The following is a 15,033-nucleotide window of genomic DNA, read 5'->3' as shown; positions in this document are numbered from 1 at the left end:
TTCCCACCCTCGCGCATCCCCGCCCCGGGCGCGAGGGCGTAGGCGTCACTCCGGTTCGCGCTGCTCCGCGTCCGGGGTGCCGAGCAGGGCGATCAGCGCGCGGGCGGCCGGGCTGGTGGCCCGTTCCGGGGGCAGCAGGGCCACCGTCTCGTACGCGGCCTCGTCGACGCCCTTGAGCGGGAGCGCGGTGAGCGAGGTCCGCTTGTGCCGGAAGTGCCGGGGGACGACCGCGATCCCGAGGTTCTCGTCCACCAGGTCCAGCAGGCTGTGCACGTCGTTGACCTCCAGGGCGACCGTACGGCGCACCCCGGCCGCGGCGAAGGCGGCGTCCGTGGCCCGGCGCGGACCCCAGTCGGGGTGGAAGTCCACGAACACCTCACCGGCCAGGGCGCCGGGGTCCGGCACCGCGCCGAGTGCGGCGAGCCGGTGCTCCGGATGGCACAGCACGGTCATCGGTTCGCTGGTCAGCGGCACCGAGCGCAGCTGGTCGCCATCGGCCGGGACGCGGTAGGCGAAGGCGAGGTCGAGGCGGCCCGCCGATACCCCCTCGGCCAGCGCGCCCGAACCGCTCTGCCGCAGCCGGATCTCCACGTCCGGGTGCTCCCGGCGGAAGGCGGCCAGCAGCCCCGCCACATGCACCCCGGCGATGCACTGCTCGGCGCCCAGCGCCAGCGTGCCGCGCAGCACGCCCTGCACCGCCGCCACCGCCTCGTGCGCGGAACGCACCTGGGCGAGGATGCGCTCGGCCTCCGCCAGCAGCGCCCGCCCGGCCTCCGTCAGCGTCACCCGGCGGGTGGTGCGCACGAACAGCGGCGCCCGCAGCTCCCGCTCCAGGGCGCGGATCGACGCGGAAAGCCCCGACTGGGACACCATCAGCCGCTCGGCGGCCCGGGTGAAGTGCTGGTCCTCGGCGACCGCGACGAAGTGCTGGAGATGACGCAGTTCCATGATTGAGAAGCCTAGCCGCTGAAATCCATCGGATTCTCCTGTTGGACCGCTGACCGCGCTCCGGTGAAGAGTGGGGGAGGCTGCCGGACGCGTATGGGTCCGGCGCCGGGAAGACCGTGTGCCAACCCCTTATGGAGTCGCGTTGTACACCGCCCACCCCGACCGCTACGCCGACCTGCCCTACCGGCGCTCCGGACGCAGCGGACTGAAGCTCCCCGCCCTGTCGCTTGGCCTGTGGCACAACTTCGGCCCCGACCGGCCGGTGGAGACCCAGCGCGCGATCCTGCGCCGCGCCTTCGACCTCGGGATCACCCACTTCGACCTGGCGAACAATTACGGCCCGCCGCCCGGTGCCGCCGAGTCCGCGCTGGGCGAGGCGCTGAAGGCCGACTTCACGCCGTACCGCGACGAACTGGTCATCTCCACCAAGGCCGGCTATCTGATGTGGCCCGGCCCGTACGGGGAGTGGGGCTCGCGCAAGTCCGTGCTGTCTTCGCTCGACCAGAGCCTGACGCGGATGGGCCTGGACCACGTCGACATCTTCTACTCGCACCGCTTCGACCCCGAGACCCCGCTCGAGGAGACCATGGGCGCGCTGCACTCGGCGGTCCAGCAGGGCAAGGCGCTCTACGTCGGCGTCTCCAACTACTCGGCGGAGCAGACCCGGGACGCGGAACGCATCCTGGGCGAGCTGGGCACCCCGCTCCTCATCCACCAGCCGCGCTACTCCATCCTCGACCGGCGCCCGGAGGACCAGGGGCTGCTGGACACCCTGGACGAACTCCAGGTCGGCTCCATCGTCTACTCCCCGCTGGAGCAGGGCCTGCTGACCGGCCGGTACCTCGACGGCATCCCGGAGGGCTCCCGCGCCGCGAGCGACAGCCCGTTCCTGAAGTCCGACGCCGTCACCGAGGACCTGGTCGCCCGGCTGCGCGCGCTGAACGAGATCGCCGCCTCCCGTGGCCAGACCCTGGCCCAGATGGCCCTCGCCTGGGTGCTGAGGGGCGGACGGGTGACGTCCGCTCTGGTCGGGGCGAGCAGCACCCAGCAACTGACGGACAGCGTCGGCGCCATCCGGAATCTGGAATTCGACGCGGAGGAACTGGCCCGTATCGACGCCATCGTGAAGACATGAACTCGCCGGAACGCTAGCGGCGGACGGCGGAGGTTTTTTCCGCCTTCACAATTTCTTCGCGTATTCCGGCGTCGATGCGGGTGGCACTGAATTCCTGCCACGCCGTGGAAGCGGTTCGGAGCAGAGCCCAGGGGAGCCTCACCCCTGGGCTCTCGCCTTGCGCGGGCTGGCGTGCAGGGGCTCGACGCGCCGCCCACGGTCGATAATCCGCCAACTAATGCGGGGCGCTCCCGCACGTCACATGATTCGGCCAGAATCGGGGCATCGCATATGCCAGGAGAGTGGCCGGAAAGACATGGTGACAGTGTTTCCAATGTGGCGATACTCGAATTGCCAAGGGCACTTCACCGCACAGGAGCCGCACGGAAAAGAGAGGGACCGGTCGGCACACCGGCGAGGCAACGGGGGAGTGATCGTGCACGATGAATTCCTGTGCCATGTCACCGCGTACGGGATCTGCGGCGGTCAGCGGGTAGGCGTACCGCTCGGCACCTACCGCGCGCCCACCCTCGCGCTCGCCCTGTGGTGGCTGCGGGACCGGGCCTCCTGGATCGCCGAACGCCTGGACCCCAGCCCCGAGGGCGAGAAGATCCCGGCGGGCGCCCTCGTCCCCGTCGCGGACACCGTGGCCGACGTCCCCACCCTGCTGCGCGCCTGGTGCTCCGACGACACCCGGCAGGAACTGGTCGCGGACGAACTGGCCGGCGGACGCCTGGTGCGGATCGCCGCGAGCGACGACACCACCGAGTACGAACTCCTGGCCGAGTCGGTCGACGCCCTGCGCATGCAGCGCACCGTCCCCGCCTTCGTCGTCCCCGTCGCCTGACCGCGAAACCCCAGGTCCGGCCCGGTCGTGGCGGACCCGGCGGAGATATGTGAAGGGCGAGCACATCGGGGGGAATGCGCGGCCCGAATCGGGGTACGTGCAACACAGGCAACAGGCGACCGGCCGGACCGGGCATTTCGAGAGAGACACCATGACCGAACACCTGGGCGTGGCAGTGGCAGTGATACCGACTGGTTTCGACGTACCCGTGGAACCCCTTCGGCGTACGGCGCACTACACCGGAGAGCCAGGGTGCATCGCCGACGCGCGGGCCTTCGCCAAGCGCTTCCTGGAGCAGCTGCGGACCGAGTGGTGCGCCACCGTCGACAGCCGGACGGGCGGGGACCTCCTCCTCGTCGTCAGCGAGCTGGTCACCAACGCCGACCGGCACAGCGGGGGCCCGTACATCCTGGAACTCGAGGGCACCGACAGTGCGATCACCGTGTCGGTGTACGACAGCAGTGTGGCGCTGCCCCGCTGTTTCCCCAAGAACCCTGAGCGCGTCGGCCACCACGGCCTGGAGATCGTGCGCGCGGTGGCCTCGGAGATCATCGTGGACCGCGTCCCGGTGGGCAAGCGCGTGCGCGCCCTGATCCGGCTGGACGGCTGAGCGGACCGCTTCCCGGCCTCCTGAACCGATGAACTGAACCGATGAACTGAACCAATGAACGCCGACCGCGATCCGGTCGGCGTCTTCGTGTGTCCGGTTCTCACCGAGCCTGAGCGGTGCCAGGGCTTCGGGCTTGAGCAGGCATGACAAAGGGCGGCCCGGCCGAACCGGACCGCCCTTCTCACCTCAAGGTGTCAGAACGTGCCGCTCAGGCGCAGCCCAGCTCGCCGAGCATGCCCTGACGCAGGCGCGAGATGATGCGCTTGATCAGACGGGAGACGTGCATCTGCGAGCAGCCGAGCTTCTCGCCGATCTCCGCCTGGGTGGCCTCCTCCACGAACCGCATGTGGATGATCTGCCGGTCGCGGTCGCTCAGTTCGGCCATCAGCGGGGCCAGCGCGTGGAAGTCCTCCACCAGTCGCAGGCCCTCCTCCTCGACGCCGATGAAGTCCGCGAGGACCGCCTCGCCGTCCTCGCGGCCGTCGCCGGTGAGGGCGGCGTCCAGCGAGCTGGAGTTGTAGCCGTTGGAGGCCAGCTGGCCCTCGACGACCTGCTCCACGGTGATGTTCATGAGCGTGGCCAGCTCCGCCACGGAGGGGTCGCGGTCGAGTCGGCTCGACAGCTCCTCACGGGCCTTGGCCAGCTCCACGCGCAGCTCCTGGAGACGGCGCGGGACGTGCACCGCCCAGGTGGTGTCGCGGAAGAACCGCTTGATCTCGCCCACGATGTACGGCAGGGCGAAGGAGGTGAACTCCACCTCGCGCGAGACCTCGAACCGGTCGATCGCCTTGATCAGGCCGATCATGCCGGTCTGGACGATGTCCTCCATGTCGTCGCCGCGGCCGCGGAAGCGTCCGGCGGCGAAGCGCACGAGCGACATGTTCATCTCGATGAGGGTGTTGCGCGCGTACTGGTATTCGTGCGTGCCCTCTTCCAGCTCCGCCAGACGGCGGAAGAACTGCTTCGACAGCGCCCGCGCGTCGCGCGGGGCCACGGCTGCGGGGTCCGCGATACCAGGAAGGATCTCCTCGTCCGTCCTGTCCTGCGCGGTCCTCTCCGCGACCTCTGCCTGTGACCGGATGCCGACGGCGGTGTCCATTACCTCTCCCAAGTAAGTCACGGTGCTACGACTGCTCCTTCGGTCCGGTTCCCCCGGGCCGCGGATGCCGCGTGGTCCCCGGCTACCCGGAGATCCCCGCCCCATGCACGTCTTCTTTCACGGGCCGGGTACCCCCGGTCACGCGACGCATGCAGATGGATTTCGACCTGGCTTGAAATCGACGCAGTGGCTTGATCTTATCGGCCTGCGACCGATGAGTCCTGAGGCGGGTGGCGGTCGGTACTGGTGAGCGCGCGACCGGCGCGGCGATTCGCACAGGAGGCCCCATGTCCCACGGTGGTTTCACCACATGTCTCTGGTTCGACGGCCAGGCCGAGGAGGCGGCGCACTACTACGTGTCCGTCTTCAAGGACTCCGGCGTCGGCCGCGTCACCCACTGGAGCGAGGCGGGCCCCGGTGAGGCCGGGACCGTGCTCACCGTCGAGTTCACCGCCAACGGCCAGAAGTTCGTCGCCCTCAACGGCGGCCCCGAGTTCACGTTCAGCGAGGCGATCTCGTTCCAGATCCTCTGCGCCGACCAGCGGGAGATCGACCACTACTGGAACCGGCTCATCGAGGACGGCGGCGAGGGCGGCCCCTGCGGCTGGCTCAAGGACAAGTACGGCGTCTCCTGGCAGGTCTGCCCCGAGCGGCTGCTCGACATGACCAGGGACCCCGACCCGCGGAAGGCCGCCCGCGCCTTCGGCGCCATGATGAAGATGGGCAAGCTCGACCTCGCCGCCCTCGAGAAGGCGTACGCGGGCGAATGACCGGCCCCGGCGCCCGGTCACACGGGCTCGGCGAGCACCTCGCCGATCGTGTGCCGGGCGTTCTCGGCCAGCACCGGGTTGGTGCGCCTGTAGTAGGGCCAGTTGCTCCGGCTCCGCCACACCGCCCGCGACCGGGTTGGCGCCGTCCAGCCAGTCACGCATCTTCTGACTGCTCACCTGCCCCATCCAAGGGCCGACGTGTCCCCGCCGTCGACTGAAAGACCGGATCACCCCGTCCCCGAGCGCCCCGCTCGCCGAGTGGCTAGCGTGACAATTCGGGACGAACCATCAACACGAGAGGGCCGACCATGGCCGTGCAATCCGAAGGAACGCCCTGCTGGGCCGACGCGATGTTCACCGACCTCGAGGGCGCCAAGCGGTTCTACGGCGAGGTCCTCGGCTGGACCTTCGGCGACTCGTCGTCGGAGTACGGCAACTACACCCAGGCGTTCGTGGACGACAAGGCCGTCGCCGCCATCGTCCCGCCCATGTCCGGCCAGGAGGGCGCCTCGCAGTGGTGTCTCTACTTCGCCTCGCCGGACGCCGCCGCGACCGCCGCGAAGATCCGGGAGAGCGGCGGCGAGGTGCTGATGGAGCCGATGCGGGTGGGCGACTTCGGCACGATGGTGATCGCCCGCGAGCCCAGCGGCGCGGTCTTCGGCGTCTGGCAGGGCGACGCCCACGAGGGCTTCGAGGCGGTGGCCACCCCCGGCGCCTACTGCTGGTCGGAGGTGTTCACCCGCGAGCCGGAGAAGGCGGACCCGTTCTTGTCGGCCGTCTTCCCATACCGGATGAAGGAGATGGCGGACGAACACGTCGACTTCCGGCTGTTCGACCTGGGCGCCGACCCGGTGCTCGGCCGGATGCGGATGGGGGAGGAGTTCCCGCCCGAGGTCCCCTCCTACGTCAACGTCTACTTCACCGTCGAGGACTGCGACGCGGCCGTGGCCCGCGCCACCGAGCAGGGTGCCGTACTCCGCTTCGGCCCGATGACCAGCCCCTTCGGCCGGTTCGCCGCCCTCACCGACCCGCAGGGCGCCCACTTCTCGGTGATCGATGTCACCACCACCGAGGGCGACATGCCCGACTTCAAGGACGCCTGACCCGGCCGGTCCGGGCCCCGGCGCGGCCATGGCATGATCGTGCACATGCGTGAACGTGTGGTGGCCGCGTGCGACGGGGCTTCGAAGGGAAACCCCGGACCGGCCGGATGGGCGTGGGTGGTCTCCGACGACGACGAGCGGACCCCGGCCCGCTGGGAGTCGGGCCCGCTCGGCCGGGCCACCAACAACGTCGCCGAACTCACCGCCCTGGAACGGCTGCTGGCCGCCGTCGACCCCGATGTGCCGCTGGAGGTCCGGATGGACTCCCAGTACGCGATGAAGGCCGTCACCACCTGGCTGCCCGGCTGGAAGCGCAACGGCTGGAAGACCTCCGCGGGCAAGCCGGTCGCCAACCAGGAACTCGTCGTCCGCATCGACGAGTTGCTCGACGGGCGCTCGGTCGAGTTCCGGTACGTCCCCGCCCACCAGGTCGACGGCGACCCGCTGAACGACTTCGCCGACCGCGCCGCCAGCCAGGCCGCCGTCGTCCAGGAGGCCGCGGGCAGCGCCCACGGCTCGCCCGAGCCGCCGCCCTCGCCCGACACCCCGGCCCCGGCCGCCCGCCGCAAGACGCCCCGCCGTGCCACCGGCTCCTCCGGGTCCGCCTCCTCGCGGACCATCAAGGCCAAGTTCGCCGGTCGCTGCCTCTGTGGCCGCTCCTACGCCGCGGGCGAGTCCATCGCCAAGAACGCGCAGGGCTGGGGCCACCCGGAGTGCCGCACCGCCACCGGCTGACCCGCTCCGCCGGGGCCTTCCGGGCCCGGTCGTACGCCATCGCTGCTACCCTGCGAGGCCGATCGACTACGTCCGGTGACTTCCAGGGGTGTGCGCGTGAAGGTCGTCTGTGTCGGGGGCGGGCCCGCGGGCCTGTACCTCGCCATCCTGCTCAAGCGGCAGAACCCGTCCCACGACATCACCGTCCACGAACGCGCCCCCGAGGGCTCCACCTACGGCTGGGGCGTCACCTACTGGCAGGGCCTGCTGGACCGGCTCCGCGCCCACGACCCCGAGTCGGCGGACGCCATCGCGGCGAACTCGGTCCACTGGAACGAAGGCGTCGCCCACGTACGGGACTCGAGCACCCGGCAGCCCGGGGACCGGGGCTTCGGCATCGGCCGCCACCGCCTCCTCGAACTGCTCGCCGAGCGTGCCCGATCCCTGGACGTACGGCTGGAGTTCAAGAGCGAGATCACCGAACTCCCGGCGGAAGCGGACCTGGTGGTGGCCGCCGACGGCATCGGCAGCGCCCTGCGCACGCGGTACGCGGACGAGTTCGGCACGCATGTCACCCACGGCCGCAACCACTTCCTCTGGCTCGGCACCACCAAGGTCTTCGACGCCTTCACGTTCGCCTTCGTCGAGACCGGGCACGGCTGGATCTGGGCGTACGGCTACCCGTACGACAGCGGGCACAGCACCTGTGTCATCGAGTGCTCGCCCGAGACCCTCACCGGCCTCGGCCTGCACCGCGCCGACGAGGGCGAGGGACTCGCGCTGTTGGAGGGGCTCTTCGCCGACCTCCTCGACGGCCACCCCCTCATCGGCCGCGCCAACGACGGTACGACCGTCCCCTGGCTGAACTTCCGCACCCTCACCAACCGCACCTGGCACACGGGCGGCCTGGTCCTGCTCGGCGACGCCGCCCACACCACCCACTACTCCATCGGCGCGGGCACCACCCTCGCCCTGGAGGACGCCATGTGCCTCGCCACCGCCCTGCGCGACCACCCCGCCCCGCCCGACGCCCTCGCCGCCTACGAGAAGCGGCGCCGCACCGAGCTGCTGTCCGCGCAGAGCGCCGCCCGCTACAGCGCCCGCTGGTACGAGAGCCTGCCCCGCTACATCGACCTGCCCCCGCACCGCATGTTCGCCCTGCTCGGCCAGCGCCACTCCCCGCTGCTGCCCTATGTCCCGCCCCAGCTCTACTACGGCCTCGACAAGGCCGCGGGACAGCTCGAACCCCTACGCCGCCTCAAGCGCTGGCTCGGCCCCCGCGCGGCCCGCGCCCTGCACGCCGCCCGCCCCCGCTGACCCCCACACCCCAGCTCAGGGCACGGGTAAAGGTTGGTGAATAGCAATTCACTGGATAGAGTGAATGGCTATTCACCAGCCATGCACATTCACCCGCAGGAGCGTCGATGGGCCCCTCCGCCCCCATACCCGAGCCGCCCGGCACCCTCGCGGCGCCGCCCCGGCTGCGGGAGCGCCTCACCATCCCCGTGCTGGCGTCGGGCGGCATCCTCATGGCCGTCATGCAGACCGTGGTCGTCCCGCTCCTGCCCGACCTGCCCCGGCTCACCGGATCGTCACCGGCCGCCGTCTCCTGGATGGTCACCGCCACCCTGCTCTCCGGCGCCGTGCTCACCCCGGTCCTCGGCCGCGCCGGTGACATGTACGGCAAGCGCCGGGTACTGACCTCCGCGCTCGCCCTGATGACCGTCGGCTCGGTGCTGTGCGCGCTCTCCTCCGACATCACCGTGCTCATCACCGCCCGCGCCCTCCAGGGCGCCGCCGCCTCCGTCGTCCCGCTGTCCATCAGCATCCTGCGCGACGAACTCCCGCCCCAGCGGCGGGGGTCGGCGGTCGCGCTGATGAGCTCCACCGTCGGCATCGGCGCCGCCCTCGGCCTGCCGCTGGCCGCGCTCGTCGTGCAGTACGCCGACTGGCACACCATGTTCTGGCTGACCAGCGCTCTCGGCGCGCTCGGGGTCGCGGCCACCTGGTGGGCGGTCAGGGAGTCGCCCGTACGCGAGCCCGGCCGGTTCGACGTGGTCGGCGCGCTGGGCCTGGCCGTCGCGCTGGTGTCCCTGCTGCTCGCCGTCTCCCAGGGCGGCCAGTGGGGCTGGACCAGCCCCGCCGTCCTCGGCCTGTTCATCACGTCCGCCGTGGTGCTCGCCCTGTGGTGGTACCAGCAGTTCCGGACCGCCCGGCCCCTGGTCGACCTGCGGCTGGTGACCCGGCCGAGGGTGGGCCTGTCCCATGTTGCGGCCCTGCTCACCGGCTTCGCGTTCTACGCCAACTCGCTCGTCACCGCCCAGCTCGTCCAGGCGCCCAAGGCCAGCGGATACGGGCTCGGGCTGTCCATCGTCGCCACCGGACTGTGCCTGCTGCCCGGCGGCGTCACCATGCTGCTCTTCTCCCCGCTGTCCGCCCGGATCTCCGCCCGGCGCGGGCCCAGGATCACCCTCGCGCTCGGCGCCGCCGTCATCGCCTGCGGCTACGCGCTGCGCATCGCCGACAGCCGCGACCTGTGGATGATCATCCTCGGGGCGACCGTGGTGGCCACCGGCACCACCCTCGCCTACTCCGCGCTGCCCACCCTGATCCTGCGTGCCGTACCGGCCGCCCAGACCGCCTCCGCCAACGGCGTCAACGTCCTGATGCGGACCATCGGCCAGGCCGTCTCCAGCGCCGCCGTCGCCGCCGTACTGGTCCACCACACCAGCCTCGTCGGCGGCCTGCCGGTGCCCACCCTGCACGGCTATCTGCTGGCCTTCGCCATGGCCGCTGCCGTCGCGCTCGCCGCCTGCGCGGCCGCGCTCACCATCCCCGGCGACAGCGGCCCCGACGGCACCCGCCGCGCCGAGGGCGCCACGACGGGGGCTCGCGCCCTGGAGGAGGCATGACCACCGCCCCCACCCCCGCCCGCCGCGACGCCGAGGCCACCAAGGCGGCCATCCTCAAGGCCGCCCGCCACCTCCTGGCCCGGCACGCGCACGCCGACATCACCCTCAAGGCCGTCGCCGACCGGGCCGGGGTCAGCCCGCCGCTGGTGCTGAAGTACTTCGGCAACAAGGACGCCCTGTTCGCCCGCGTGATGTCCTTCGACACCGACGCGGACGACCTCCTCGACGCGCCCCTCGCCGACCTCGGACGGCACATGGTCCGGCACGTCCTGGCCAGCCAGCGCGACCGGGGTGCCGACCCGCTGCTGCGCATCGCCTTCGCCCCGCTGCACGGCGACCACGGCGACATCCTGCGCGCCAACTTCCGCACCCAGGTCACCGACCGCCTCGCCACCCGGCTCACCGGCCCCGACGCGGGCCTGCGCGCCGAACTGGCCGTCGCCGCGCTCATCGGCGTCGGCGTCATGTACGGCATCGCCCGCGGCCCGCACCTGCGCGAGAGCGGCCCGGACGAGGTGGCCGACCGCTACGGCCCGCTCGTCCAGGCCCAGTTGACGCCCTGACTCATACCTGGTGGCCGGTCAGCAGCGACTCCGCGCAGCGCCGGAACGCGGCGAGCAGCCGTCCGCCGTCGCCCGCGCGGGTGGCCAGCGCGACATGGCACGGTTCCACGCCGTGCAGCGGGATCGCGGTCAGATCGGGCCGCGCGGGCATGCCCGGTGCGGCCGCGGCGATGGCCAACGCCTGCCCCGACGCGACCAGTTCGAACTTGTCCTCGATGTCCCCGATGAACGGCCCGTCCGGCGCGGGCCGTCCGTCCGGGCGCGGGTCGATCCGCCAGAACGCGTCCCACAGCGGGTCCGGGACGCGGGGGAGGGGCTCGTCGGCGATGTCGTCCAGGGTGACCGACTCCTTGCCCGCGAGCCGGTGGTCCAGCGGGACCACCACCACGCGCGGCTCGTCGTAGAGCACGCTCACCCGCAGCCCGTCGGTGGCGAACGGCAGCCGGGCCACCAGCGCGTCCACCCGATGGCCGAGCAGCGCCTCCCGCGCCTCGTGCCAGCGCAGATGCGTGGCCCGCACGTCCGCGTCCGGGAACTTGCGCCGCAGCTCCCGCACGGCCGGGGTGACCAGCACGCCCGTGGTGTAGCCGATGGTGATCCGGCTGGGCTCGGCGGCCGCCCGTGCCTCGGTCGCCGCCTGCCGGGCGGCCCGCAGGAGCGCCTCGGCGTGCGGCAGGAAGACCTCGCCCGCCTCGGTGAGCCGGGTGCCCTGCGGGGTGCGGTCCAGCAGCTCGACACCCAGCTCCCGCTCCAGCCGCCGTACCTGGCGGCTCAGCGAGGGCTGGGTGATGTGCAGGGCGGTGGCCGCGCGGCCGAAGTGCCGGTGCTCGGCGACGACCGTGAAGTACCGGACCAGCCGGAGATCGAGATCCGCGAAGTCGGACATGCCTTCCAGCCTACGGCCGCCCGGCACACCAGCGGTGATGCCCGGAACGTATTGCGCCATGCGAAAGAAGCCTTGGACGCGTGCGCGGTGACCGGCCGACGATGGAGGCACTCCCACCGACCATCCGAGGAGAGCTTCACATGCGTGTTTTCGTCACCGGGGCCACCGGGTTCATCGGCTCCGCCGTGGTGCCCGAACTGATCGGCGCCGGGCACGAGGTCGTCGGCCTCGCCCGGTCGGACGACGGCGCGGCCGCGCTGAAGGAGGCGGGCGCCGAGGTGTTCCGGGGCAGCCTCGACGACCCCGAGGGCCTGGCCCGTGCGGCGGACGGCGCCGACGGGGTGATCCACCTGGCCTTCGTCCACGACTTCGCCGACTTCGACGCGGCCGGAGCCACCGACCTGCGGGCCATCGAGGCGATGGGTGCCGCCCTGGCGGGCTCCGACCGCCCGCTCGTGGTCACCTCCGGCACCGCGATCGCCCCGGCGGGCCGCCTCGCCGTCGAGACCGACGCGCCCGCGCCGGGCACCCACCGCACACCGTCCGAGGAGGCCGCCGTCGCGCTCGCCGAGCAGGGGGTACGAGGCTCCGTGGTGCGGCTCGCGCCGTCCGTGCACGGGCGCGGCGACCACGGCTTCGTACCGCATCTCATCCGGATCGCCCGGGAGAAGGGGACGGCGGGCTACGTCGGGGACGGCGCCAACCGCTGGCCCGGCGTCCACCGGCTCGACGCCGCCCGGCTGTTCCGGCTCGTGCTGGAGCAGGCCCCGGCCGGTACCCGCTGGCACGCGGCCGCCGACGAGGGCGTGCCGTTCCGGGACCTCGCGGAGGTCATCGGACGGCACCTGGACGTGCCCGTGGTGAGCGTGGCACCGGAGCGGGCGGGGGAGCACTTCGGGTTCCTCGGCCGGTTCGCCGGGGTGGACAACCCCACTTCCAGCGCCGTGACCCGCGAACGGCTCGGCTGGCGGCCGGAAGGGCCCGGTCTCCTCGCCGATCTGGACGAGGGCCACTACTTCGAGTGAACCAGCACGGTACGTCCGGACAGGTGACCGGTTTGAAGGAACGTTTGCGCGGTTAATTGGATCGCATGACCGAGCAGGCACCGCGCCGGGGGCGGGACGAGACAGCGGAAGAGCGGGCCGACCGCAAGTGGGGAGAGCTGATCCAGGAGGTGCGCGTCGCCCAGACCGGCGTGCAGATCCTGTTCGGCTTCCTGCTCACCGTGGTGTTCCAGCCCAAGTACGTCCAGCTGTCCAGCACCGACCAGTTCATCTACATCGTCACCGTCGTCCTGGGAGCCTGCGCGACCGGCGCCCTCATCGGACCGGTGTCGCTGCACCGCCTGGTCTCCGGGCACCAGGTGAAGCCGCAGGCGGTGCGGCTGGCCGGGGCGCTCACCTTCATCGGCCTGGTGCTGCTGCTGGCCACCATGGCCTGCTCGCTGCTGCTGATCCTGCGGGTGGCCACCCACGACGGCTATGTGCCGTGGCTGGTGACGGCCGTCGTCTGCTGGTACCTGATCTGCTGGTACGGCCTGCCCATCTGGGCCCGGCTGCGGCGCACCAAGCCCGACTCCGACTAACGCCCGGTCCGGGCCCGCAGCGCCGCCAGTGCGCGGTCGTGGACCCGGCTGAGCAGCAGCAGCGACAGCACGGCGCCGATCAGGGCGCAGAACATGTCCCACTGGGTGTCCCAGACATCGCCCTGGGTGGCGAGGAAGGCGTCCGCGCCGTGCCCGCCGATCACGGCGGCCACCCACTCCAGCAGCTCGAAGCAGGCGCTGAAGGCCAGGCAGGCGCAGACCGTCAGCGGGGCCAGCCAGCGGCTGCCGCGCAGCGGCGAGGTACGGGTGAGCAGCTCGCGCACCAGGATCGCCGGGACGAACCCCTGCGTCAGATGCCCGAACCGGTCGTACGGGTTGCGGGCCAGGTGGAAGGTGTCCCGCACCCAGTCGCCCGCCGGTACCTGCGCGTAGGTGTAGTGGCCGCCGACCGCCAGCACCAGGGCGTGCGCGGCGAGCAGACCGCACAGCAGCCCGGTGAGCGGAAAGCGCCGCCACAGGAGCACCACGAGGGGCAGCCCGATCATGACCCAGAAGGTCTCCAGGAACCAGGTCGCACGGTCCCGCGCGCCCCAGGCGGACACGGCCAGGCCCACGGCGGCCACCCCGGCGAACACGGCGGGCGGCACCGGGCGGCGGACGGACGGCCGGTCGGGGTGGACTGCGGTCATGGCGGGCTCCAGAGGCTGGGCGGTGTCGGTCGCCCCATCGTCCGGCCGCCCGGCGCGCGGGGCATGAGTACCGGTACTCATGCCCCCCGCCTCGCATCCCTAGGGCTTGTCCCCGACGGCGCCGCGCAGCGCGGTGAGGCAGGAGCCGATCGCCTGCTGCAGCTCCTCCAGACGCCGGACCATGTCGTCCTCGTAGAAGTCCTGGGCGTCGTCGAAGGTCAGCTCCTCGAAGGCCCGCGTCGCCTTCTGGAGGCTGCCGTAGAACTTGGTGCGCCGCTCCTGCACGCGGAGTTCGGGGTCGGCCTCGACGGTGTCGGCGACCAGCGTCTTCAGCGTGTCGTACGCCTCGACTGCCCACTCGCCGGTGTCCTCGTCCTCCAGCTCGTCGATCAGCGAGAGGTGCCGCTCGGCCTCCTCGCGCAGTTCGGCGGGGGCGTCGACGGTCTGCCCGGCCGGGGTCCTGATCTGTCCGGACTCCGCGATCTGCCGGACGTAGCCGATCTTGTCGGCGGCGCGGCTCTCTGTGGCGACGGCCTTCTTCAGGTCGTCGGTGCGCACCACGTCCCGGGCCAGCTCGGCCTGCAGCTCGGGGTCCTCCTTGATCCGGTCCAGCAGGGCGGAGCGGGCCGCGCGGGCGGTGGAGGGGTCGGCCAGGATGGCGGCGCGCAGCGCGGTCGGGTTCTCGGCCACCTCCAGCGCCTTGGTCGGGCGGATGCCCTCGGCCTCGGCGGCCTCCGCGATGGCGGTGCCGCGCTCGGAGGTGGCGCTGCTGCGGGACGAGTAGTAGCTCAACCAGACGTCGGAGTCCGGGAGTTGGATTTCCTGGCCCGGCTGAAGCGTCTCGAACTGCGGGACCAGGCCGTCGTCGGCGGCCCGGTCCCAGGCCCGGTAGTAGCGCATGACCCGCTCGGGGGAGCACTCCGCCAGCTCCGCGAACTCCTTCGCGGACACCTTCGGGGTCTCCCCGGCCGCCTGCCCGCCCGGCCGCACACTGCGCGCCACCATCAGCGCGAAGGCCCAGCCGCCGGTGCGCGCGTACACCCCGAACTCGCGGGCGTCCCGCGCCACGAGGTCGGACAGGGGCGCCGGGGCGTCGGCGGTCGTCTCGGCGGGGTCGATGGCCAGGGTCACGGATGGCTCTCCTGCGTACGGGGGCTCGATGGTGCGCTCGCCCGGGCGGCCGGGCACCGGAGGCAGCCTATATGGCCCGATAGGCGATGTTTCGCCGCCGC

Annotated in this window: 17 protein-coding genes; 11 read left to right on the top strand and 6 right to left on the bottom strand. The window is 71.9% G+C overall.

Annotation, left to right across the window (positions count from 1 at the left end; genetic code table 11):
• Window positions 1–45 precede the first annotated feature (45 nt).
• The gene (locus ACI2LY_RS19970) at window positions 46–948 is read right to left on the bottom strand and encodes a LysR family transcriptional regulator (protein ID WP_404708311.1); all 903 of its coding nucleotides are present in this window, start codon (window positions 946–948) and stop codon (window positions 46–48) included.
• 142 nt (window positions 949–1,090) lie between these two features.
• On the opposite strand from ACI2LY_RS19970, the gene mgrA reads away from it, so the two are divergent.
• The 3 genes from mgrA (at window position 1,091) to ACI2LY_RS19955 (ending at window position 3,519) form a co-directional block, all read left to right on the top strand.
• Window positions 1,091–2,083: an L-glyceraldehyde 3-phosphate reductase gene (mgrA, locus tag ACI2LY_RS19965; RefSeq protein WP_404708310.1), complete on the top strand. Its 993-nt coding sequence runs from the start codon at window positions 1,091–1,093 to the stop codon at window positions 2,081–2,083.
• Window positions 2,084–2,498: 415 nt separating this feature from the next.
• Window positions 2,499–2,909 carry a hypothetical protein gene (locus tag ACI2LY_RS19960; protein ID WP_393592897.1) on the top strand — a complete coding sequence of 137 codons (411 nt, stop codon included), beginning with the start codon at window positions 2,499–2,501 and terminating at the stop codon, window positions 2,907–2,909.
• Between the two features lie 151 nt (window positions 2,910–3,060).
• On the top strand, window positions 3,061–3,519 hold the full coding sequence (locus ACI2LY_RS19955) for an ATP-binding protein (RefSeq protein ID WP_404708309.1): 459 nt from the start codon (window positions 3,061–3,063) through the stop codon (window positions 3,517–3,519).
• A gap of 208 nt (window positions 3,520–3,727) precedes the next feature.
• On the opposite strand, the gene ACI2LY_RS19950 is transcribed toward ACI2LY_RS19955, so the two are convergent.
• Entirely contained in the window at window positions 3,728–4,618 is an 891-nt protein-coding gene (locus tag ACI2LY_RS19950) for a SigB/SigF/SigG family RNA polymerase sigma factor (RefSeq protein WP_393915169.1), read from the bottom strand.
• Between the two features lie 287 nt (window positions 4,619–4,905).
• Between ACI2LY_RS19950 and ACI2LY_RS19945 the strand changes: the two genes are divergently transcribed.
• A complete protein-coding gene (locus ACI2LY_RS19945; protein ID WP_404708308.1) occupies window positions 4,906–5,388 on the top strand; it encodes a VOC family protein in 483 nt (160 codons plus the stop codon).
• A gap of 17 nt (window positions 5,389–5,405) precedes the next feature.
• Here ACI2LY_RS19945 and ACI2LY_RS19940 read toward each other — a convergent pair whose 3' ends face one another.
• Window positions 5,406–5,546, bottom strand: a complete 141-nt coding sequence (locus ACI2LY_RS19940) for a hypothetical protein (RefSeq protein ID WP_404708307.1) — start codon at window positions 5,544–5,546, stop codon at window positions 5,406–5,408.
• Between the two features lie 150 nt (window positions 5,547–5,696).
• On the opposite strand from ACI2LY_RS19940, the gene ACI2LY_RS19935 reads away from it, so the two are divergent.
• From ACI2LY_RS19935 to ACI2LY_RS19915, 5 genes are all read left to right on the top strand, one after another.
• The gene (locus ACI2LY_RS19935) at window positions 5,697–6,491 is read left to right on the top strand and encodes a VOC family protein (protein WP_404708306.1); all 795 of its coding nucleotides are present in this window, start codon (window positions 5,697–5,699) and stop codon (window positions 6,489–6,491) included.
• Between the two features lie 33 nt (window positions 6,492–6,524).
• Complete coding sequence (locus ACI2LY_RS19930; RefSeq protein WP_404708305.1) at window positions 6,525–7,226, top strand: ribonuclease H; 702 nt, start codon at window positions 6,525–6,527, stop codon at window positions 7,224–7,226.
• A 90-nt stretch (window positions 7,227–7,316) separates the two neighbouring features.
• Window positions 7,317–8,522, top strand: coding sequence for an FAD-dependent monooxygenase (locus ACI2LY_RS19925; protein ID WP_404708755.1), 1,206 nt, complete (start codon window positions 7,317–7,319; stop codon window positions 8,520–8,522).
• A 107-nt stretch (window positions 8,523–8,629) separates the two neighbouring features.
• Window positions 8,630–10,117 carry an MFS transporter gene (locus ACI2LY_RS19920; RefSeq protein WP_404708304.1) on the top strand — a complete coding sequence of 496 codons (1,488 nt, stop codon included), beginning with the start codon at window positions 8,630–8,632 and terminating at the stop codon, window positions 10,115–10,117.
• A complete protein-coding gene (locus ACI2LY_RS19915) occupies window positions 10,114–10,680 on the top strand; it encodes a TetR family transcriptional regulator (RefSeq protein ID WP_404708303.1) in 567 nt (188 codons plus the stop codon). Before ACI2LY_RS19920 ends, ACI2LY_RS19915 begins: the two co-directional genes overlap by 4 nt.
• Before the next feature lies 1 nt (window position 10,681).
• On the opposite strand, the gene ACI2LY_RS19910 is transcribed toward ACI2LY_RS19915, so the two are convergent.
• Window positions 10,682–11,566, bottom strand: a complete 885-nt coding sequence (locus ACI2LY_RS19910) for a LysR family transcriptional regulator (protein ID WP_404708302.1) — start codon at window positions 11,564–11,566, stop codon at window positions 10,682–10,684.
• A 140-nt stretch (window positions 11,567–11,706) separates the two neighbouring features.
• On the opposite strand from ACI2LY_RS19910, the gene ACI2LY_RS19905 reads away from it, so the two are divergent.
• Together ACI2LY_RS19905 and ACI2LY_RS19900 are read left to right on the top strand one after the other, a co-directional pair.
• A complete protein-coding gene (locus tag ACI2LY_RS19905; protein WP_404708301.1) occupies window positions 11,707–12,591 on the top strand; it encodes an SDR family oxidoreductase in 885 nt (294 codons plus the stop codon).
• Between the two features lie 65 nt (window positions 12,592–12,656).
• Window positions 12,657–13,151, top strand: a complete 495-nt coding sequence (locus ACI2LY_RS19900) for a DUF6328 family protein (protein WP_404708300.1) — start codon at window positions 12,657–12,659, stop codon at window positions 13,149–13,151.
• Here ACI2LY_RS19900 and ACI2LY_RS19895 read toward each other — a convergent pair.
• Window positions 13,148–13,801, bottom strand: a complete 654-nt coding sequence (locus tag ACI2LY_RS19895) for a DUF2238 domain-containing protein (protein WP_404708299.1) — start codon at window positions 13,799–13,801, stop codon at window positions 13,148–13,150. The two genes, ACI2LY_RS19900 and ACI2LY_RS19895, sit on opposite strands and share 4 nt — an antisense overlap.
• 99 nt (window positions 13,802–13,900) lie before the next feature.
• Window positions 13,901–14,932 (bottom strand): hypothetical protein, encoded by a 1,032-nt coding sequence (locus tag ACI2LY_RS19890; RefSeq protein WP_404708298.1) that lies wholly within the window; start codon window positions 14,930–14,932, stop codon window positions 13,901–13,903.
• Window positions 14,933–15,033: the final 101 nt, after the last annotated feature.

Origin of the sequence: Streptomyces sp. NPDC002176, assembly GCF_044903645.1 — a bacterium.
Taxonomy (GTDB): domain Bacteria; phylum Actinomycetota; class Actinomycetes; order Streptomycetales; family Streptomycetaceae; genus Streptomyces.
This window is presented reverse-complemented; position numbering and strand designations above follow the sequence as displayed.